Genomic DNA, 22,790 nt, shown 5'->3' on the forward strand with positions numbered 1-22,790 from the left:
ATAAAGTTAATATGCTTTTATTAGCTTATAGTTATAGACTTAGTTAGTGTTTCACTAAATTATAACTAAGAGAGCAATAGATTATTTTTGGTACTAATAAATTAGTTTATACTGTTAAATTGGGCATTTAATTAGTAGTAGTAAGCAACTAATACTAATTATTTGATATTAACTAATAAACCAAAATAGGTTATTTCCTAATAAAGTATTAGCACTAAGCTAATTTTAGTAATGCAATCTAATATTATTACTTAGTATGATACAAACCATAATTATCTTAATATTTATTATTTCTATTTTTATTCTTCTCATTATAATTTTAAATAAATAGTATAAATTTATAAAAAGTGGTTATTTTATAACTCTAATTATAAATAGAATTATTAGTCTTGCTACGCAAAGCTAGTAATATGCTACACTATATTAATATATGATTACCATTCTTAATCACTTTAAAGTTTACTATAATTTAGTACTTAATCTCTATTTCTTAGCTAATTAAAACTAGCTTAATTATACTAGTTTTTATATTTTTAATAGTTATTAAATAATTTTATTCTAAATTAACTATTATTTCTTCTAAAAATACGTTTAATATCTCCTATTCTATTATTAGTACTTTATCAAAAAAGATAGTATCATTTATATTTTATAAATTACGCTATTTATTATTTTTATTTATTTAAGTATTAATTAAAAGACACAAATAATCTTTATAATATTCCTAAATAATTTTACTTACTTTTAATAATTGAATTACTAATTGTAAAGAATTATAGATAAATAACAGAAATCATTATCATAAAATAATAAAATTAGCTAATAATCACGATAATATAGAGTTAGGTAAGAGACTATAGATTAAAAGGACTATTTTATTTACTTCCAACTATAATATAAAAAGTTAAAAACATAAAATAGTAACAATATATCCTGATTTAGCCTATCAATAGTTATCGGAGTTATAATATGCAGTTTTCTAAAATGCATGGTCTTGGTAATGATTTCATGATTATCGATGCTGTGACTCAGAATATTTATTTTTCACCAGAACTTATTCGTCGTCTAGCAGACCGACATACTGGTGTTGGTTTTGATCAAATGTTAATGGTAGAAGCACCTTATGATCCTGAATTAGACTTTCATTATCGTATTTTTAATGCAGATGGTAGCGAAGCCTATCAATGTGGTAATGGTGCTCGCTGTTTTGCCTTATTTGTACATCTCAAAGGATTAACAAAAAAACAGCATATTTATGTTAGTACACAAAGTGGACGTATAGTATTACATATAATTAATAATAAACAAGTTTGTGTTAATATGGGTGAACCTATATTTACTTCTCAAGCTATTTCTTTTTGCATAGCAAAAACTGAAAAAATATATATTTTGCTTGCTACTAAATATATTACGATTTGTGGCGTAGTTTCTGTTGGTAATTTACACTGTATATTACAAGTAAAAGATATTTCAGTTACTGATGTGGCATTAATAGGTCCAATACTAGAGAATCATGAATGTTTTTCACAGCGTGTTAATATTAGTTTTATGCAAATAGTTAATCGAGAACGTATCTACTTACGTATTTATGAACGTGGAGTTGGTGAAACAAAAGCTTGTGGTAGTGCTGCCTGTGCAGCTGTTGCTATTGGCGTTAAGCAAGGAATATTAAATAAAAAAGTTGATGTACAGATGCAAGGCGGTAGTTTACGTATTAATTGGCAAGGTATAGGTCATCCAATATATATGACAGGAAAAGCTACTTATCTCTACGATGGATTTATTCATTTATAATTAATTTTAATATACTAATGGCTATTTAGTATATTAAAATTAATTAATATCAAGTTAAATGATTAAGTTTTTAACTAATATATATTATGTGAATTTTATTTTTATTTAAAATATATTTTTAGTTAAAAACATGGATCTTATTATCTTATAATGAATAGTATTTCTAGTTAGGTTGAATAATAATTAAAATGCTACACAATAAAATCAAATAGCTATAATATAAATTTTTAAGTTAATAAAATATGTGATTTAAATAAATACTACGCAAATATTTATTGCAGCTATAGCTAAATCTAGCTATTAATAGAGAATACTTTAAATTAATTTAATAAAAGATATAATAATTAGCATAGTAAGCATTATTTATTAATAGATGTTAATATTTATTTAATAATTAATTACTGTATATTTAATTATAAATTACCTTAATAATTTATAATTAAATATGCTTAAAATAATTTATAATATTAGTTTACAGATACGAAATCAAGTATAATAAGTCACTAATTATATAGAATTCATTAAAATAAAGTTTGGATTATGAAGTTTAGAATGAAATAAAGGCAGTAAAAATGAACAATCAAAGTTCTTATAGTTGTGCTAGTAATCATTTATTAATAATATTAGTTATCTCTATATAATATCTTTTTTACAAAAAAAATATTATTTTAGCCAATATTAGTATGTCTATTTTACTAAATAATGTATAAAACACTTTACTAGGTAAGAAACACAAAATAAAGCATAAATGTCTATGCTACTCACATAAATTTTTAGTATTTTTTCTATTTATATGCTAGGATCTGACAATGATTTTTATATTGTATAGAACTACTTAGTGTACTGATTTATCTACTACATAAATTTATATTTATCTTAATTTTTTTAATATTTATAAATAATGCATAATACTACTTCTCTAAAAGAGAGACGAGGTAAAAACTAAACAGCACTTATGGATGATTCTTATCTACTTAAGAGTTTAAATGAAAAACAACGTGAAGCTGTGATAGCTCCTCTAAGTAATAGATTAGTATTAGCAGGTGCTGGCAGTGGCAAAACCAGGGTATTAGTGCATCGTATTGCATGGTTATTATCTAAAAAAAAAGTATCGCCATTTTCCATTATTGCAGTTACTTTTACTAATAAAGCAGCTACTGAAATGCGCTACCGTATTAACTATTTATTAGGCAATAGTAATGATAACCATGGTATTTGGATGGGTACTTTTCACGGACTAGCACACCGGCTATTACGGATTCATTATTTAGATGCTAATTTACCATCAGATTTCCAAATTCTTGATAGTGATGATCAGTTACGTTTAGTTAAACGCATAATTAAAGATCTTAATCTAAATGACAAAAAATGGACACCACGTCAAGCTATATGGTATATTAATAGTAAAAAAGAAGCTGGATTACGTCCACAACATATTGAAAATTATAATTCTTCAACAGAGATTACCTGGTTAAGTATTTATCAAACCTATCATAAAGTCTGTAATAAAAATGGATTAGTTGATTTTACAGAATTATTATTACGAGCTCATGAGTTATGGCTACATAAATCAAATGTCCTAAATTATTACCAACAACGTTTTAGTTATATTTTAGTTGATGAGTTTCAAGATACTAATAGTATTCAGTATGCTTGGGTTCGTTTACTAGCTGGAGATTTAGCTAACGTAATGATTGTTGGTGATGATGATCAATCAATTTATGGCTGGCGCGGAGCACAGGTTGAAAATATTCAACGCTTCTTAAAGGATTATCCTACTGCAAAAACTATTCGATTAGAACAAAATTATCGTTCTACAGGTAATATCCTGATGGCAGCTAATGCATTAATTTCTAATAATAATAAACGACTAGGTAAAAATTTATGGACACAGGCAGCTATAGGAGAACCTATTGCTATCTATACAGCTATCAATGAATGGGATGAAGCTCGTTTTATTGTTAGTCAGATTAAAAATTGGCAAGAAAAAGGTAGTTTACTAAAAAACTGTGCTATTTTATATCGTAATAATGCACAATCACGAGTATTAGAAGATGCTCTTATGCATGCTATTATTCCGTACCATATTTATGGTGGTCAGCGTTTTTTTGAACGTCAAGAGATAAAAGATGCCTTAGCTTATATGCGTCTAGTTCATAATCGTAATGATGATATTGCATTTGAAAGAGTAGTAAATACACCAACACGAGGAATTGGTGATCGCACTTTAGAGATACTACGTCAATATGCTAGTGAACAACAATTAACCTTATGGCAATCTACTACGATATTATTACAAAATAACGTCTTGACAAGTCGTGCTGCTGCGGCACTACAATGTTTTATTGAACTAATAAAGACATTAGCATACGAAACTACTAATTTACCATTACACAAACAAACTAATAAAATTATTCATAATTCTGGCCTATGGTTAATGTATAAAGAAGAAAAAAGTGAAAAAGGCCAAGTCCGAATTGAAAATCTTATAGAACTAGTAACAGCAACTGAACAATATCAACATGAAGATTTAGATGTATCACCATTATCAGCATTTATTTCTCATACTATGTTAGAAATGAATGAAGGATTAACTAATTCTCATCAAGATGCAGTACAACTAATGACACTTCATTCTGCTAAAGGTTTAGAATTTCCGCAAGTTTTTATTGTAGGCGTAGAAGAAGGTATATTTCCTCACCAAATATCATTGGATACAAGTGAATATTTAGAAGAAGAACGCCGCCTCGCTTATGTTGGCATCACCCGTGCAATGCAAAAATTAACATTAACTTATGCTGAAAGTCGTCGTTATTACGGTAAGGATATAAAACAACTACCTTCTCGTTTTATTAATGAACTCCCATCAATTTGTATTAAGAAAATTCAATTACGTACTATGGTTTCTTATTCATTTAAAAAATATTCAAGGGATCATTATCTACATAAAGATGATAGTAATTTTGCTATAGGTCAACGTGTAAATCATCCTATATTTGGCAATGGTATAATAGCAAAAATAGAAAATAATGATAAACAACAACGAGTACAAGTAATTTTTCGTAATAAGAAAGTAAAATGGCTAGTAATCGCCTATGCAAAATTAAAAATAATATAACCCTACAAATTAGGCGGAGTCAATGGAATATGTTAAGTGCATTTAAATTAGATAATCATCGGTTATCCCGTTTAGAACCAGATGAGTTAGATAAACTATCTGCTGCACTATGGGTTGATTTAATGGAACCAGAGATAATAGAACGTGAACGGGTACAAACTGAATTAGGCCAAAATCTAGCAACTCGGCCAGAGCTAGATGATATTGAGGCTTCTGCGCGTTTCTTTGAAGATGAAGATGGTTTGCATATTCATTCATTTTTTTATTATAAGGATACAGAAGATCATGCAGGTAATACCACTGTAGCTTTTACTATTCGTGATGGTCGTTTGTATACCTTACGTGAGCGTGAATTACCAGCTTTTCGTCTTTACCGAATGCGTGCTCGTACACAAAAACTAATAGATGGTAATGCCTATGAATTATTATTAGATTTGTTTGAAACTAAAATTGAGCAACTTGCTGATGAAATAGAAAATATCTATAATGATTTAGAAAAATTAAGTCGAATAATTATGGAAGGTCAACAAGGTGATAAGTATGATGCAGCGCTATCTATTTTAGCAGAACAAGAAGATATTGGCTGGAAGGTACGGCTATGTTTAATGGATACCCAACGAGCATTAAATTTTCTTGTTCGCAAAACACGCTTGCCTGTAGGACAACTTGAACAAGCACGTGAAGTACAGCGTGATATTGAATCTTTATTACCACATAATGAATCCCTATTTCAAAAGGTAAATTTTTTAATGCAAGCAGCAATGAGCTTTATTAATATTGAACAAAATCGTATTATTAAGATTTTCTCAGTAGTTTCAGTTATTTTTCTACCTCCTACACTTGTGGCTTCAAGTTATGGCATGAATTTTCAGTTTATGCCAGAATTATATTGGTCATTTGGTTATCCTGGAGCAGTAGGATTAATGATTATTGCAGGTGTTGCACCTTATCTTTATTTTAAACGTAAAAAATGGTTATAAATTAATAGGTGTTTATAAGAAAAATATTAGATCTTTTATGGATATAAGAAGATGATAGATAAAGAATAATAAGTTATAAAAATATTATACAATATTTTAGTTACAAATAATTTAGGTTAAAATAATAAAAATTATTGCTAATTATTACAAATCTAACACTATTATATACTTATATTAGTAATAAAAGATTTAGTTTAGTCGTACTATTTTAGCTTTACTTATACAATAATAAACTAGTAATAGATAGTTTTATCTTATATACTACTACTATCTATTTAAACTATATTTAAGATTAATAATAAATAAAAGTAATAACTAATTATTTTAATAATTAAATTATATTATTTTATATACCTATTAAATATCTATAAAAAATTTTCCTAAGTAATTACCATGTTTTATTTATACTTTTAATAGTAGATAAAACATATAATATCTTATAGTTAGGGTGTAACTTTTGCATAGAATACCATACTTTAAATTAGTCAAATATTTATTTTAATAATCGAGTAAAAATAGATAAAATAACTAAGCTTTTATAAAATTATAAATATTAGGTTAGGTAATCAATAATTAAATGCAATAGTATTTACTAAAATATAAATCTACTGCCATCATGTTAGAATAATTTAACAGATAGATAAAAGATATTATCTTGTGCTTATTTAATACATTAGCGTTCGTAGCAAAATACATTACTAATATATTATGTAGCATAAGTAATCGTCATATTAAAACTATAAGTAGTAATTAATTATTAATTTTTTAGTACTAATTTTGAGAAGCAATAGTTCACTAAACTAGTAAATTGAATTAACTAATTTATTTAGGTAAATTATATTAAGATATTGGGATATCTTCTATACTAAAACTAACTTAAGCTATTTAGTTGATATTAAAAATCTAAAATATTACTATCATTATCAATGTTATAGATCAAAGATTTTAAATTTAGAAAAAATACTAAAAATTAAATCTCCCTAATAACCATAAAATATACAATAAATAAATTATCAGCAATAATGAATTATTTTTCAATTTATGTAAACTGTATAAATTAATAGTTAATGAAATAAATATTTTTTATATACATTTAATAACATAACTTTATTGCAAATATTAGAAAATACTAACCGTTAATAGAATTTATTAAACATTAATAATATAAAGATAGTGAAAACTAAAATATTTTGGCGCTACTTTTATAAAGTAATATGTAAGTATCTCAATAATTTATGAAAGCAATGATACTATTGCATAGTATTAAAATGCTAATCTACAGTTATTAACTAGATTAATATTAATTTTATTAAGGGCTAAAATAGACTGTTATGTATCATATTATTGCTTCTGATTTAGATGGCACCTTGCTATCTCCTAATCATACACTTTCTCCGTACGCTAAAGAATCTCTTAAGTTACTAACAGAACGTGGGGTACATTTTGTTTTTGCTACTGGCCGCCATCATGTTGATGTTTTACAAATTCGTGCTAGAGTTGCCATTAACGCTTTCATGATTACTTCAAATGGTGCGCGAGTGCATAATGCTACGGGCAAGTTAATTTTTAGTAATAATCTTGATGAAGATATTGTTTATGATCTCTGCGTAATGGAATATTATAATCCTTATATTCTAACCAATATTTATCGTAATAACGATTGGTATATCAATCGTGAAAATCCTGAACAAGCTAATTTTTTTCACGAATCTATTTTTGATTATAAAATTATGGAGATTACATCATTACCTACTGATGGTGTATGTAAAATCTATTTTATTAGCCATAACCATGAAAAATTGCTGCCATTAGAACAAGAGATTAAAATACGTTGGGGTAATCGTGTTAATGTTTGTTTTTCATTACCTACATGCCTAGAAGTCATGGGAGCAGGAGTGTCTAAGGGTCATGCATTACAACAGGTTGCGCAAATTTTTGGTTATTCATTAAAAAATTGTATTGCTTTCGGTGATGGCATGAACGATAAAGAAATGCTTTCTATGGTAGGTAAAGGCTGTATTATGGAAAATGCGCATGCACGTCTAAAAGAAGAATTACCTACACTAGAAATTATTGATTCTAATGCTAATGATGCAGTTCCTCATTATTTACGTAAAATATTTTTATTATAATATGATCATTTATTAATCTTTATCATTATAAAAGTATACATTATACTAGGGAAAACATCAATATTTTTAATCTAGCTACTTTTTATAAATAATATTATATAATTGATTAGTATCATTTATACATAATGAACCTATATAAAAGGTATAAGATATAATGTTTTATTAACATAAGTTCATTAAGTTATATTAATGACTAATTTCTTTCAGTATTGAGCTATTAATAATTAATACATAGTAATTTTAGATAACAATATAAATATATTAAACAATTTTTTAATAAAATCCAATTTAGTTAAAAATGTTTAATTATAGTTATAGTAGAAATATTGTAACATGACTTAAATAAAATTATACGAAAACAGAGATTATATTATAATAATCATTTATTAAAACTCTTTATCTTGAATATTTTTGTATTTGATAAGACTATTAAGTATTTGTAGGTAATAATAGATAGGTATTTAATGATTAATTTAGTTTTTTGTATTAAACTTCTTTAAGAGATCTTATTTATCTAATTTTTATGTTATAAATTACTATAATTAAATTATATCTTAATTTAAATTATTATTACTTATTTTAGTAATAACCTAATATAACTTTAGATTATTTAATTATACTAATAATATTCTATCTAACACATGCTAGCTTAATAATAATAAATTATTAAGCTATCTTTTAGTGCTAAAAATTTTTTCTTTATTTTTTTAATTGATATTAAATTTAAATTAATTTTACTAGTCTTAAGCAATCTATATCTATTACAATTTTAATTGTAAGATATATTTATATATAAAGCTCTTAAGTAATCTGAAATTATAATATTTTTATTAATCATAGTTATATATGGTAACTAATCTACTTTTTATAAACTATCACTTAGTATTTTAAGGTATATCTTTTTTCTTAATAAAACTCTTTATGTTTTATTAGTTTAAATAGTATTTAGTAATATTAATAAATATACGCTAAGATATCTAATATTGGTAATAAATTATCAATAAATTCTTTATAAGTTAAGACTTAGATACTATATTAAATAATGTATAAATTTATTATAAAAATTAGTAATAATTACTAATTAGTATTAATGGTAGTAATAGCATTACTAAAAATTAATTGCGTTATATAATATTTGCTATATTAAATATAATTAATTTTAAGTTGAAAAGACCTAGTAAGTAAACTTACTATCAATAAATTGCTTTAATTTTTAGTATTAATAATAAATTTTTACTAATGAAGTTTATAATAATACTAATTATGGTCATTAATTATTAATACTAAAAAATATTATTAGTAGACATTATACTTATGTTGAAAATATAAATAACCCATATTAAACTAAATTATTTAGAAAAATTAAAGGTAATTATTAGAGTAATATTTCTATGAATAAAAATAACATGTCAAAGACACTAATCATTTAACAATAAAATTGTATGAATTGAATTATTATAAAAGATATTAATTTTTAGAATATATTAAAATAATAATTAAATAATATAAGATAACTTATTGATATAAAATATAGATTTTTCTATTTAAAATAATAAGTAACTAAACTAAAGAAAAGTTATATTTTTATTTTCCTTAATCTCTATTATCATAGATAATAGAGTATGTTGATGTCTAAAAATGGCGTAACATTATATGCTGCATCTTTTTACTGGTCTTGATTTCCATACTAGCCTAATGTTAGTTCTTGCTCTATTTTTTGTGCTATTTTATGAAGCCATTAATGGTTTTCATGATACTGCTAATGCTGTTGTAACAGTGATATATACTCGTGCAGCACGTTCTCAAGTTGCTGTTATTATGGCTGGAATATTTAATTTTCTTGGCGTAATGCTAGGTGGATTAAGTGTTGCTTATGCTATTGTTCATTTACTACCAACTAATTTACTGCTTAATATGGGCTCAGCCCATGGGTTAGCAATGGTTTTTTCTATGTTATTAGCAGCAATTATCTGGAATCTTGGTACTTGGTATTTTGGTATACCTGCTTCTAGCTCGCATACACTAATTGGCTCTATTATTGGTGTAGGATTAACTAATACATTAATAACTAATGTATCGATTATCGACGCGATAAATATTCCTAAGATGATACAAATTTTTTTATCATTAATTTTATCTCCTTTAGGAGGATTAGTTATTGCTAGTTTGATATTATTTTTATTACGCTATTATTGGAGTGGAACAAAAAAGTATCAACTTATTCATCTAACACCTACTAAACGCATACAAAAAGATGGTAAACATAAACCACCTTTTTGGATACGCATTGCTCTAATCATTTCTGCTATTGGTATTAGTTTTTCTCATGGTGCTAATGATGGGCAAAAAGGAATTGGTTTAATTATGTTAGTATTAATTGGTATCGCACCAATGGGGTTTATCTTGGATATGAATGCTACAAGTCATGATATTACGTACACACGTAATGCAATCACTAATTTACAACAATATTATAAACAACATAGTGTTGAATTAACTCCGGTTATTGAGCCCAAGATATCAACTACTCTTCCAACTAAAAATATAGTAAATACTATGACACAATTTAATTGTGATAGTGTTTCTGTTATTCTAGCACTTGATTTTGCAACAGCCTTATTAAATAATTTACAAAATTATAATCAATTAAATATAGACCAACGTGGTCATATGCGTCGTTTATTATTATGTGCAGCAGAAACTGCGGTTATAACTGCTAAATTACCTGAAACTAGTGCTAAAAATCGACGTTTTTTATATAATATGCGTAAAGATTTACTTAAAACAGTAGAATATGCTCCTACCTGGATTGTTGTTGCTGTCGCTTTAGCTCTTTCATTAGGAACAATGATTGGCTGGAAACGTGTTGCAGTGACTATCGGTGAAAAGATTGGTAAAAATGGCATGACATATGCCCAAGGTGTTTCGGCACAAATGACGGCAGCAGTTTCTATTGGTATTGCTAGTTATACAGGTATGCCAGTTTCTACTACTCAAGTATTTTCTTCAGCAATTGCTGGTGCTATGTTAGTAGGTGGTAGTGGCTTGCAAAATAAAACGGTAAAAAATATCACACTAGCCTGGATTTTAACATTACCAATTTCTATAGTACTTTCTGGATTATTATATTGGATAGCATTAATGTTTCTTTAAAGACTAGTTAAAATTATAATAAGTTAATAATAACTTAATTTTTGTTAAAGAAATAAACATATAGCCTATAAATATATGTTAATTACAATTAACCTTTCTTTTAAGATCAAGAAGATTAATATAAAAATTTATTTAATTACTAGATTCTATGATATATAAATTAATTAGAGGACTAAGTAATTTGTTCTATTAAACAAATATAAAAATGATAATAGTATTTTTAGCATTAACTCTCTTTCTTATTACTAAAAAATACCATATATATTTTAGTCTCATGTGGTTATCATTAAAACATTTATAGCAAGGTTGTATCTTTCGTTTGTAAGCTAATTAATTACTGTTAGTTAATCATTAATCGTGCTATTACTTAAGATTAAACAAATTGAAAATAATTAATTCCATACTAAAAAAGATAAACTAATTAAATCATGCAACATAGTACTTAATTAAGAAAATTGGTAGGAGTGAATCCGATGATTATTGTTACTGGAGGTGCTGGTTTTATTGGTAGTAATATTATTAATGGATTAAATAAAGAAGGATATAAAGATATTTTAGTAGTTGATAACTTAAAAGATGGCACTAAGTTTATTAATTTAGTTGATCTTAGTATTATTGATTACATGGATAAAAAAAATTTTATCACTAGTATTACCGCTGGAAATGATATGGGTAATATTGATGCTATTTTTCATTTAGGTGCCTGCTCTTCAACCACTGAGTGGAATGGAAAATATATAATGGATAATAATTATCAATACTCTAAAGATATCTTACATTTTTGCCTCAATAATAATATTGCTTTTTTATATGCTTCTTCTGCTGCTGTCTATGGTAATCGCACAGATAATTTTATTGAAGAGTATCAATACGAAAAACCTCTTAATATATATGGTTATTCTAAATTTCTTTTTGATCAATATGTTCGAAGTATTTTACCTAAGGTAACTTCACAAATCTGTGGTTTTCGTTACTTTAATGTTTATGGTCCGCGTGAAAGCCATAAAAATAGTATGGCTAGTATTATTTTTTACCTGAATAATCAAGTTAATGCTGGTAAGAGTCCGAAATTATTTTTTGGTAGTGAAAATTTTAAACGTGATTTTATTTACGTAGATGATGTTACTGCAGTGAATCTATGGTTTTGGAAAAACGGTATTTCTGGAATTTATAATTGTGGTACAGGTTATGCAGAATCATTTAAAGTCGTAGCTAACTTAGTAGTAGAGTATTATCAAAGTATACCAGTATCATACATTGAATTTCCGCAACAACTAAAAAAACGTTATCAAAGTTTTACACAAGCTAATCTAAATAAACTACGTGCTGCTGGTTATAAGAAATCCTTTAAAAGTATTTTTGAAGGCACAAAAGAATATTTAACCTGGCTTAACATCCTTAATAATTAAGAATAGAAAATAATATATAGTATCTATAATTATAATAAAGAAGGGGATAAGTAATATGAAAATATTAGTCATTGCTCCTTCATGGGTTGGTGATACAATGATATCACAAGGCATGTACCGCACGCTTAAAGTAAAATACCCTACTGCAAGGATTGATGTAATGGCGTCTCAATGGTGTCGCTCACTATTAAAAAGAATGCCAGAAGTAAATAAAACTTTGTCAATGCCACTAGATCATGGCGTTTTGGCTATTAGTGAGCGTCGTCGTTTAGGTATATCTCTGCGTGCATCTCAATATGAGCGTGCCTATGTATTACCTAACTCATTTAAATCAGTATTAGTACCTTTTTTTGCTAATATTCCACAGCGTATTGGTTGGCGTGGCGAGATGCGTTATGGTTTACTCAATGATATTCGGGTGTTAGATAAATTAGCTTTTCCAATGATGATACAACGTTATATCACGTTGACTTATGATAAAAAAGATATACGTTCAGCAGCTGATTTATTACAACCATTGCTTTGGCCACAATTGCAAGTTCGGAACGAAGAAATATTAGAAATAACTAGACTATTTAATATTACTAATAAACGCCCTATTATTGGCTTATGTCCTGGTGCTGAATCTGGTCTAGCTAAACGCTGGCCACACTATTATTACTCTATATTAGCTCAACAACTTATTAATAATGGTTATCAGGTTGCTTTATTTGGCTCAGTAAAAGACTATTTTATTGGTGAAGAAATTCGTTTAGTTATTAATAAAAACAATCACTATAATTATTTAAATTTAGCAGGCCAAACCTCACTTGAACAAGTAGTAGTATTAATTGCTGCCTGTAACGCTATAGTAAGTAATGATTCAGGATTAATGCATATAGCTGCTGCCTTAAATAAACCACTTATTGCTATATACGGACCAACTAGTCCAAATTTTACTCCGCCATTATCAAAAAAAGCTAAGGTGATTCGTTTAACGACTAACTATTATAAAAGAGGTAAAGATTCTATTATTCAAGGATATGATCAGAGCCTAATTAATATTACACCTGAACAGGTTATGATAGCTCTTAACCAGCAATTATCATCTTAATTTATAATAAAAGACTTATTTTTATAATAAAAGACCTATTAATGTATATTCTTATAGTTAAAACTTCGTCAATGGGTGATGTGCTACACAGCTTACCAGCACTGACTGATATGCTTACTATTATCCCCATGTTGCGTGTAGATTGGGTGGTAGAAGAAAATTTTTGTCAAATTCCTAGTTGGCATCCAGCAGTTAATGAAGTAATACCAATAGCTATCCGACGTTGGCGTAAAAGTTGGTTTAGCAGCAATACTCGCCAAGAACGCGCTGCTTTTAAACAGCAAATACAACAACGTTACTACGATCTTGTAATTGATGCACAGGGTCTAATGAAAAGTGTTATATTTATTACTTACTTAGCTAAAGGAATAAAACATGGTTTTGATTATAGAAGTGCACGAGAACCTTTAGTGAGTTGGTTTTATCATTATTGCCATCATGTTAATAAACAACAACATGCAGTAGAACGTATTCGTCAGTTATTTGCTAAAAGTCTTTGTTACGATAAACCTCAAAGTTATGGTAATTATGCAATTGCTCAGCATTTTTTGCATACATTGTCAGCTGACACTGGACAATATTTAGTATTTTTACATGCAACAACGAAAGCTAACAAACATTGGCCAGAAATATACTGGTCTGAACTTATTAAATTAGTACAACCAACAGGTTTAAAAATTAAATTACCTTGGGGGGCAAAACATGAATACCAGCGTGCTATGCGTTTAGCCACTTCTTTTCCTCATGTAGAAGTATTGCCTAAGCTTCAGTTGCAACAAATTGCAGAAATTTTAGTTGGAGCTAAAGCTGTAGTTTCTGTTGATACTGGACTAAGTCATTTAACTGCCGCTTTAAATTGCCCTAATATTACATTATTTGGTCCAACAGATCCAAGTTTAATTGGTGGTTATGGAAAAAATCAATACTCAGTATTCTCTAAACAAAAGAACATGTTTACTCTTTCAGCTACTACTATCATGAATAAATTAGAAAAAATAATTTTATAAATAATTCATAAAACAAAAAGTTATAGACTTATAAGCTTATTTTATTAATAAAGATACTATTAATAGAATTTAAAACTAATCTTTAATTAGCTTTTATTTAAAAAGCTATTAAATTTAACTATTTTATTTTAATTCATTCTAAAATGCTATCAAAGCATTTTTTTAATTTGTTTTGATAAATTTGATTTATGACGTGCTGCTTTATTTTTATGAATAAGACCCTTACAGGCATGACGATCAACTATAGGTTGCATGTTTTTAAATGCTTCTTGTGCGACAGCTTTGTTGCCTTTAGCAACTGCGGCATAAACCTTTTTAATAAAAGTTCGAATCATTGAACGACGACTAGTATTATACTGACGACTCTTCTTAGATTGTTTAACACGCTTCTTAGCTGATTTAATATTTGCCAAAGTATAACTCCCAAATATATTTTATAAAAATAACACAAAAACTATAAGCTTATTTTTTTAGCTTTTATTTACTAATAAATTTGTACAAAATATATACATAAATACATATAATATTTATTTCTATTATTTTATAATAAAACATAACTTTATCAGTTTTTTTTTATAAAATATAGTATTATAAATAAGAAAAATTTAATCTATCATAATAATCTTATTTTCTTCATCTAAACAAAGCTGATAATAACTTTAAATAAACTTAAAATCTTTAATTATTTTAACAACAAATAACATTAATTATTTTCCCATAATTTTATCATTTAGTTATACTATAGCCTAAATAACCTAATACTGTATCAAGTAATTAAGTCCATTTTTTATATTTAAATGCTTTTAGTTTTATAGTTAATTCAAATATATTATATATTGCAGATCTTATCAATATAAATTTATAAATTAAATAGTATAGGTATTAATAACTATTTTGTAGATATTATTTTATAAAACATATTGCAAAAAATTTTATGAACTACTAGTTATTATTCATGGTATAAAGTAAAATTATTATTTTATTTATTATCTAATCATAACTACTTTAATAAAAGTATTAATATCACATATTATATTAGTATAAATATTAATTAGTTTATTTTTTATTATAAGATATTAATCTATGTAGTTATTAACTAATAATAAAGAAATTATTTAAATAATACTAAAATAGTTAAATTATAAATTAATAGTTTTGTATACTATTAATTTATAATTTATTTACTAATATTATTTTTTCTTATTAATTAATTATTATTAATCTTAATAACAAATAACTAAAAATAAATAATTATTAATACTTAAAAAATTATAGTAGGGTTATATAAATTATTAATTAAATGAAATTAACATATCAATAGTTATTAATAAAAATTAATAGGTTACATTATATCTATGTATATATAAAAGATTTAAATTTGAGTACTTAATAAAGAATTTATTTTTTAAATACTTTATAAATTATCTATTATTTTTTATTTTACTCATAGATATATAGTTAGTAATAATAAATTATAATAGTATGATTACTCTTTAAATACTGCCAAATTCCATTTTAAAAAGTAACAATAGATATTTACTAGGATACCTAATATACATCTATATAATCTAAATTTATGATTTTATAGATAATAAATATAACATTAATTATATTAATATCTATTATGATAATGTATTTATATTAATTTATTAAATTTAATAGAAAAAGTTTTTCTAGATTCAAAAAGATTCATATTTAAGTAAATAAAACAAAAGATATCAGCTAATTAACAGGAAAATAAAAATATACTAGAAATCCAATTAAATATCTAACTATTAGTTTTTAATGTATTTTATATATAACTCATGAATTTTAGTAGCAAGAAAACTAATAGACTTTTATAACTAGTGTTAATAAAGATCTTAAATTAGAACTAGATACTTAATCTACTTAAATAAAACAAATTTTAGCTAGAAAATTAACTAAGCAACAAAAAATAAAGCGCTAACTAAATAAAAAAAATTTAAATAAAATTATAATAATATACTATGCTATATTTAATACTATATCAAAAAATTAAATAATAACTAACAAGAATACTTATTCTTATTATTAGAATCTTAAATATTAAAAATAATTTTTTTCTAACTATGAATTTAATCATGCAAAAAAATTAATATAGAGCCTAACCTAAATTAGATTAGGTTTTGTATTAAATAACAGATAAAATTATATGATAATAAAACTATATAATTTAATAGAATACTAATATATTTCACGAGTAAAGATAAAATCTTTAATTAGAATAATGACCTAAAAATTATATTTATATTTTTATTTTTTACCTTAAATTTATAATACCTACTATAATTTTCTCATAAAAAGTCTATTTTGGAATGACTTGTCTTTCAAGGATTTCAAAATAATAATTATAAGCATTTGTTTTATTCATATTAAAAGATTTTATAAATAATCTATGCCATTCATTAGCTGGATAATATGGAAAATAAGTGTCACCTGTTACTTCAGTGTCAATATGTGTTAAATAAAGTCGATTGGCATAAGACAAAAATTGAGTATAAATATTACCACCACCAACTATCATTACTTCTGCAGTATCTTTTACTATTGCATTTTGTGCTACAGCTAATGCATGCTTAATTGAAGTTACCCAAGTTACCCCATGATCACTATATAATCTGCTGCTTAGTATAATATTTAAACGATTAGGGAGTGGGTGACCAATAGATTCAAAGGTTTTACGTCCCATAATGACAGGTTTACCCAACGTATTAGCCTTAAACCACGCGAGATCAGCTGGTAAATGCCAGGGTATTGTGTTTGTTACACCAATTACATGATTCTTTGCTAATACAGCAATCAAACTAATTATCATTTTATTTTTGGTATTCGTTTAATTTCATCATGCATTTCTTGCACTGAAATAACACGTTCAGTTGGATTAGTGTTCAATGCCATTGTAGTCGCAAAACCACCATTTAGCGTAGTATCATAATATACTTTATATTGTAAAGCACTACGACGTAATAATTTTGAATCTTCAATTGCTTGACGTCCTGCTGTTGTGTTTACAATATAAGTGTATTCTCCATTTTTAATTCTATCTTGAATATGTGGGCGCCCCTCACAAACTTTATTAACTAAACGTGGATTAATTCCAGCCTCTCCTAATACGATTGCTGTACCATGCGTTGCATCTAACATAAAATCTTGTGCTAATAGCTTGTTTGCCAGATCAACTACTTTTGCTTTATCACCAGCTCGAACAGATAGTAATACACGTCCTCGTTTTTTTATTCCAGATTGGCTTGCTAACATCGCTTTAGAAAAAGCTTCAGAAAAGGTTCTACCCACACCCATAACTTCGCCAGTTGAGTGCATTTCGGGGCCTAAAATAGGATCAACACCTGGAAATTTATCAAATGGTAATACAACTTTTTTCACTGAATAATAAGGCGGGATTACTTCAGCTAATATACCCTGTTGTATTAATGATTGGCCAACCATAACTTTAGCAGCAATTTTTGCTAATGGCACACCAGTTGCTTTAGAAACAAAGGGAATTGTACGGGCAGCACGTGGGTTAACTTCAATTAAATAAACTTCCTGATTTTTTACCGCAAATTGTACATTCATTAAACCTTTAACACAGAGCTCAAATGCAAGTTTTTCTACCTGCTGGCGCATAGTATTCTGGACGTCATGACTTAGAGTATAAGCTGGTAATGAACAGGCAGAATCACCTGAGTGTACACCTGCCTGTTCAATATGCTCCATAATACCACCAATAAGTACACGTTCACCATCACAAATAGCATCAATATCAACTTCGATTGCATCGTCAAGAAAACAATCGAGTAATACTGGAGCATTGTTAGAAACATTTGCTGCGTTTTGGAAATAATGACATAGATCATGTTCATCATAAACAATTTCCATTGCTCTTCCTCCTAATACATAAGAAGGACGAACTACTAGTGGGTATTTTAAAATATGAGCTTTTTTAATTGCTTGATCAAGTGTAGTAACGGTAGCATTAGCTGGTTGTTTTAAGCCTAATCGATTAACTGTTTGCTGGAAACGCGCTCGATCTTCTGCGCGATCAATTGCATCAGGATTCGTACCAATTATAGGCACGCCAGCAGATTCTAACTCACGCGCTAATTTTAGTGGTGTTTGACCACCATATTGTATAATAACACCCTGTGGCTGTTCAATACGTACAATTTCTAACACATCTTCTAAGGTAACCGGTTCAAAATAAAGTCGATCAGAAATATCATAATCTGTTGAAACTGTTTCCGGGTTACAGTTTACTATAATAGTTTGATAGCCGCTTTCACGTAATGCATGAGAAGCATGTACACAACAATAATCAAATTCAATACCTTGACCAATACGATTAGGTCCACCCCCCAGAATCATAATTTTCGGTTGATTATGGTTAGGGTTTGATTCACACTCTTCTTCGTAGGTTGAGTACATGTAAGCTGTATCAGTAGCAAACTCTGCTGCACAGGTATCAATCCTTTTATAAACTGGATGAAGAGCAAATTTATAGCGTAATTTACGTACTTCGCTTTCAGAAACACCGACTAGTTTTGCTAAGCGTGCATCAGCAAAACCTTTACGCTTTAACTCGCGTAAAAATTTAGCATTAAGACCATTAATACCATATTTGATAACACTTTCTTCTAAACATATCAACTCTTCAATTTGCATTAGAAACCAGCGATCAATATTAGTTAGATTAAAAACGCTATCAATTGACATACCTGCACGAAAAGCGTCAGCAATATACCAAATACGTTCAGCACCAGCTTCTTTGAGTTCACGACGAATTTTACTTAACGCATGAGGATCATCTAAATTAATCTTGGCATCAAAACCTGTTACGCCAATTTCCAATCCACGTAAAGCTTTTTGTAATGATTCTTGTTGATTACGCCCAATGGCCATGACTTCACCTACTGATTTCATCTGTGTTGTCAGACGATCATTAGCCCCAATAAATTTTTCAAAATTAAAGCGTGGAATTTTAGTAACAACATAGTCAATGGCAGGTTCAAAAGAAGCGGGTAAATAGGAAAAATTTGCTGTATTTTGTGTGGTTTGAATAATAATTTGCTCGTTACTTTGGCAAAAAATATTTGCTGAAGTATTACCACCTGTAATATCATTCATTAATTCATCTAATGTATATCCTACAGCAAGTTTAGCAGCAATTTTTGCAATTGGGAAACCAGTCGCTTTTGATGCTAATGCGGAAGAACGTGAAACACGAGGATTCATTTCAATCACTATTAAACGACCATTTTTAGGATTAATTGCAAATTGTACATTAGATCCTCCAGTTTCTACACCAATCTCACGTAATACTGCCATTGAAGCATTACGCATAATTTGATATTCTTTATCAGTTAAAGTTTGTGCTGGAGCAACAGTAATAGAGTCACCAGTATGAATCCCCATTGCGTCAAAATTTTCAATTAAGCAAATAATAATACAGTTATCATTTTTATCACGAATTACTTCCATTTCATATTCTTTCCAACCAATAAGTGATTCATCAATTAATAATTCTTTAGTTGGTGAAAGATCAAGACCATTTTGGCAAATTTCTTTAAATTCTTCATAATTGTAAGCTATTCCTCCTCCAGCACCACCCATAGTAAAAGAAGGGCGAACAATACAGGGGAAACCAACTTTAGCCGCTACTACTAATGCCTCTTCCATATTATTTGCAATACCAGAACGTGCGGTTTCTAGGCCAATTTTTTTCATCGCAATATCAAATAAACGGCGATTTTCTGCTTTATAAATAGCTGCAGCAGTAACGCCTATCATGGTAACACTAAATTCAGTTAAAACACCTCTATATTCTAATTCTAAAGCACAGTTTAAGGCCGTCTGCCCACCCATTGTTGGTAATAAAGCATCTGGGCGCTCTTTTTTAATTATTTTACGTACTACTTCCCAGTGGATTGGTTCAATATAGGTAGCGTCTGCCATTTCAGGATCGGTCATGATAGTCGCAGGATTAGAGTTAACTAGAATTATTCGATAACCTTCTTCCCGTAGTGCCTTACAAGCCTGTGCCCCGGAATAATCAAATTCACAAGCTTGTCCAATAATAATAGGTCCTGCACCTAAAATTAGGATATTTTTTATATTTCTAAGTTTTGGCATGATCTGTGCTCTTAATTAGTGGCTATTATAATCCTGTGATTATTTTGATAGATTTTCATTAGCTCGATAAAATGATCAAATAAAGTAGCTGCATCATGCGGTCCGGGACTAGCCTCAGGATGACCTTGAAAACCGAATGCGGCTTTATCCGTGCGTGCAATTCCTTGTAAAGAAGCATCAAATAAAGAACGGTGTGTGATACGTAAATTAGCTGGTAAACTTGCTTCATCTACTGTAAAACTATGATTCTGAGTGGTAATCATTACTAAATTATTACGTAAATCTTGTACTGGATGGTTAGAACCGTGATGACCAAATTTCATTTTTATGGTTTTCGCACCACTAGCTAATGCTAATAGTTGATGCCCCAAACAGATGCCGAATAGTGGAATATTAGTTTTAAGTAAAAGTTTAATTGCAGTAATTGCATAATCACAAGGTTCTGGATCTCCTGGGCCATTAGATAAAAAAATACCATCTGGATTTAATTGTAGTACATTTGCTGCTGACGTCTGCGCTGGAACTACCGTTAAACGACAGCCTCGATCAACTAGCATTCGTAAGATATTACGCTTAATGCCATAATCATAAACCACTACATGGAAAATTATATCAGTTAATTTTTGAGTCTCTAATAGTTTTTTCTTTTGTACTGAATTACCTTCTAACCAAACATAACTTGTTTTAGTACTTACCTCTTTTGCTAAATCCATGCCCTTTAGACCAGGAAATTGTTTTATTTTTTCCAATGCTAAAGCAAGCGTTATATTGGAAAAATTACCTACAATAATACAACCATTTTTTGTGCCTTTATTACGAAGTAAGCGTGTTAGTTTACGTGTATCAATATCTGCAATAGCAACAACATGATGACGCTGGAGGTATTCAGATAGATTTTCTTCATTACGATGACTACTAGTGACTAAAGGTAAATCATGGATAATTATACCTTGAGCTTGTATTTTAGCAGATTCATTATCAGTATTATTAGTACCAGTATTACCAATATGGGGATAAGTGAAAGTGATGATTTGACGAGAATAGGAAGGATCAGTAAGAATTTCTTGATAACCAGTCATTGATGTATTGAAAACTACTTCCCCCACTGCTATTCCTACCGATCCTATCGATCGACCGTAAAATTGGGTTCCATCTTCGAGAACTAATAGCGCTGACTTCATCAAAATATCCTCCAAGTATCAAACCTCTTCGAAAACTCTCATTTATCTAATTTTTATATTATGAAATACTATAGTCAGATTATATCTTAATTTAAACTATTATTATTATAATTAAATAATCTAATCATATTAGATTATTTAATTATAATAATAATATTTTATTTAACTTATGATTATTAAGTTATTTTTTAGTATTAAAAATTTTTTATTTTTTTAAGTAATATTAAATTTAAATAAATTTTTGTTGATTCCAAGTAATCTGTATTTATCATTATTTTAATTGTAAGATATATTTACATATAAAATCCTTGAATAATTTAAAATCATAATATTTTTATTTATAATATTTATTGGTAATATTAATAAGTATGCACTGATACTATATTATTTTAATATATAACTATTACTTATCTTATAATTTTAGCTAATAGAAAAATAACTATGATACTCTCATAAATACTTAAGGATTATTAATAAATAATTCTCTAAATGTAACCTAAGTTTTAAACTACTTGTTATTTATTTATACTTATCTACTATAATAAAATATTTTTTAAGCTAATTTAAATAGGTATAATAAAAAATTGTATTATTTACTAATTTATCTGAAGAATATATATAAATATATAATCATTATTAATATTAATTTTTAACAAGTTACATATAATTTTAATAGTAAATAATTAATTTATCTAATTATTACAAACACTGTAAAAAGTATTAGCGTTTACTAACATTAAACTTCTTACAAAACTGTTATGGGTTTATAGTAT

At 27.4% G+C, this 22,790-nt stretch carries 12 protein-coding genes; 8 read left to right on the forward strand and 4 right to left on the reverse strand.

What is annotated here, in order from left to right; all coding sequences use genetic code 11:
- Window positions 1-969 precede the first annotated feature (969 nt).
- From dapF to rfaC, 8 genes are all read left to right on the forward strand, one after another.
- On the forward strand, window positions 970-1,794 hold the full coding sequence (gene dapF, locus AB4W73_RS01350; RefSeq protein ID WP_367680644.1) for a diaminopimelate epimerase: 825 nt from the start codon (window positions 970-972) through the stop codon (window positions 1,792-1,794).
- Window positions 1,795-2,749: 955 nt separating this feature from the next.
- Window positions 2,750-4,912, forward strand: a complete 2,163-nt coding sequence (gene uvrD / locus AB4W73_RS01355) for a DNA helicase II (RefSeq protein WP_367680645.1) — start codon at window positions 2,750-2,752, stop codon at window positions 4,910-4,912.
- Window positions 4,913-4,941: 29 nt separating this feature from the next.
- Entirely contained in the window at window positions 4,942-5,892 is a 951-nt protein-coding gene (gene corA, locus AB4W73_RS01360) for a magnesium/cobalt transporter CorA (protein WP_367680745.1), read from the forward strand.
- Window positions 5,893-7,223: 1,331 nt separating this feature from the next.
- On the forward strand, window positions 7,224-8,024 hold the full coding sequence (gene yigL / locus AB4W73_RS01365) for a sugar/pyridoxal phosphate phosphatase YigL (protein WP_367680646.1): 801 nt from the start codon (window positions 7,224-7,226) through the stop codon (window positions 8,022-8,024).
- Between the two features lie 1,653 nt (window positions 8,025-9,677).
- Window positions 9,678-11,177: an inorganic phosphate transporter PitA gene (pitA, locus tag AB4W73_RS01370; RefSeq protein ID WP_367680647.1), complete on the forward strand. Its 1,500-nt coding sequence runs from the start codon at window positions 9,678-9,680 to the stop codon at window positions 11,175-11,177.
- A 473-nt stretch (window positions 11,178-11,650) separates the two neighbouring features.
- Window positions 11,651-12,586 (forward strand): ADP-glyceromanno-heptose 6-epimerase, encoded by a 936-nt coding sequence (gene rfaD, locus AB4W73_RS01375; RefSeq protein WP_367680648.1) that lies wholly within the window; start codon window positions 11,651-11,653, stop codon window positions 12,584-12,586.
- Window positions 12,587-12,641: 55 nt separating this feature from the next.
- The gene (rfaF, locus tag AB4W73_RS01380) at window positions 12,642-13,679 is read left to right on the forward strand and encodes an ADP-heptose--LPS heptosyltransferase RfaF (protein WP_367680649.1); all 1,038 of its coding nucleotides are present in this window, start codon (window positions 12,642-12,644) and stop codon (window positions 13,677-13,679) included.
- Window positions 13,680-13,720: 41 nt separating this feature from the next.
- Window positions 13,721-14,686 carry a lipopolysaccharide heptosyltransferase RfaC gene (rfaC, locus tag AB4W73_RS01385; protein ID WP_367680650.1) on the forward strand — a complete coding sequence of 322 codons (966 nt, stop codon included), beginning with the start codon at window positions 13,721-13,723 and terminating at the stop codon, window positions 14,684-14,686.
- Between the two features lie 149 nt (window positions 14,687-14,835).
- On the opposite strand, the gene rpsT is transcribed toward rfaC, so the two are convergent.
- From rpsT to carA, 4 genes are all read right to left on the reverse strand, one after another.
- Complete coding sequence (gene rpsT, locus AB4W73_RS01390; protein ID WP_367680651.1) at window positions 14,836-15,099, reverse strand: 30S ribosomal protein S20; 264 nt, start codon at window positions 15,097-15,099, stop codon at window positions 14,836-14,838.
- Window positions 15,100-17,012: 1,913 nt separating this feature from the next.
- Window positions 17,013-17,522 carry a type 3 dihydrofolate reductase gene (gene folA, locus AB4W73_RS01395; protein ID WP_367680652.1) on the reverse strand — a complete coding sequence of 170 codons (510 nt, stop codon included), beginning with the start codon at window positions 17,520-17,522 and terminating at the stop codon, window positions 17,013-17,015.
- On the reverse strand, window positions 17,519-20,836 hold the full coding sequence (gene carB / locus AB4W73_RS01400) for a carbamoyl-phosphate synthase large subunit (RefSeq protein ID WP_367680653.1): 3,318 nt from the start codon (window positions 20,834-20,836) through the stop codon (window positions 17,519-17,521). The genes folA and carB overlap by 4 nt, the downstream gene beginning before the upstream one ends.
- An 11-nt stretch (window positions 20,837-20,847) precedes the next feature.
- Window positions 20,848-22,020 (reverse strand): glutamine-hydrolyzing carbamoyl-phosphate synthase small subunit, encoded by a 1,173-nt coding sequence (gene carA / locus AB4W73_RS01405; protein WP_367680654.1) that lies wholly within the window; start codon window positions 22,018-22,020, stop codon window positions 20,848-20,850.
- Window positions 22,021-22,790: the final 770 nt, after the last annotated feature.

The organism is Candidatus Fukatsuia anoeciicola (genome assembly GCF_964059965.1).
GTDB classification, from domain to species: Bacteria; Pseudomonadota; Gammaproteobacteria; order Enterobacterales; family Enterobacteriaceae; genus Fukatsuia; species Fukatsuia anoeciicola.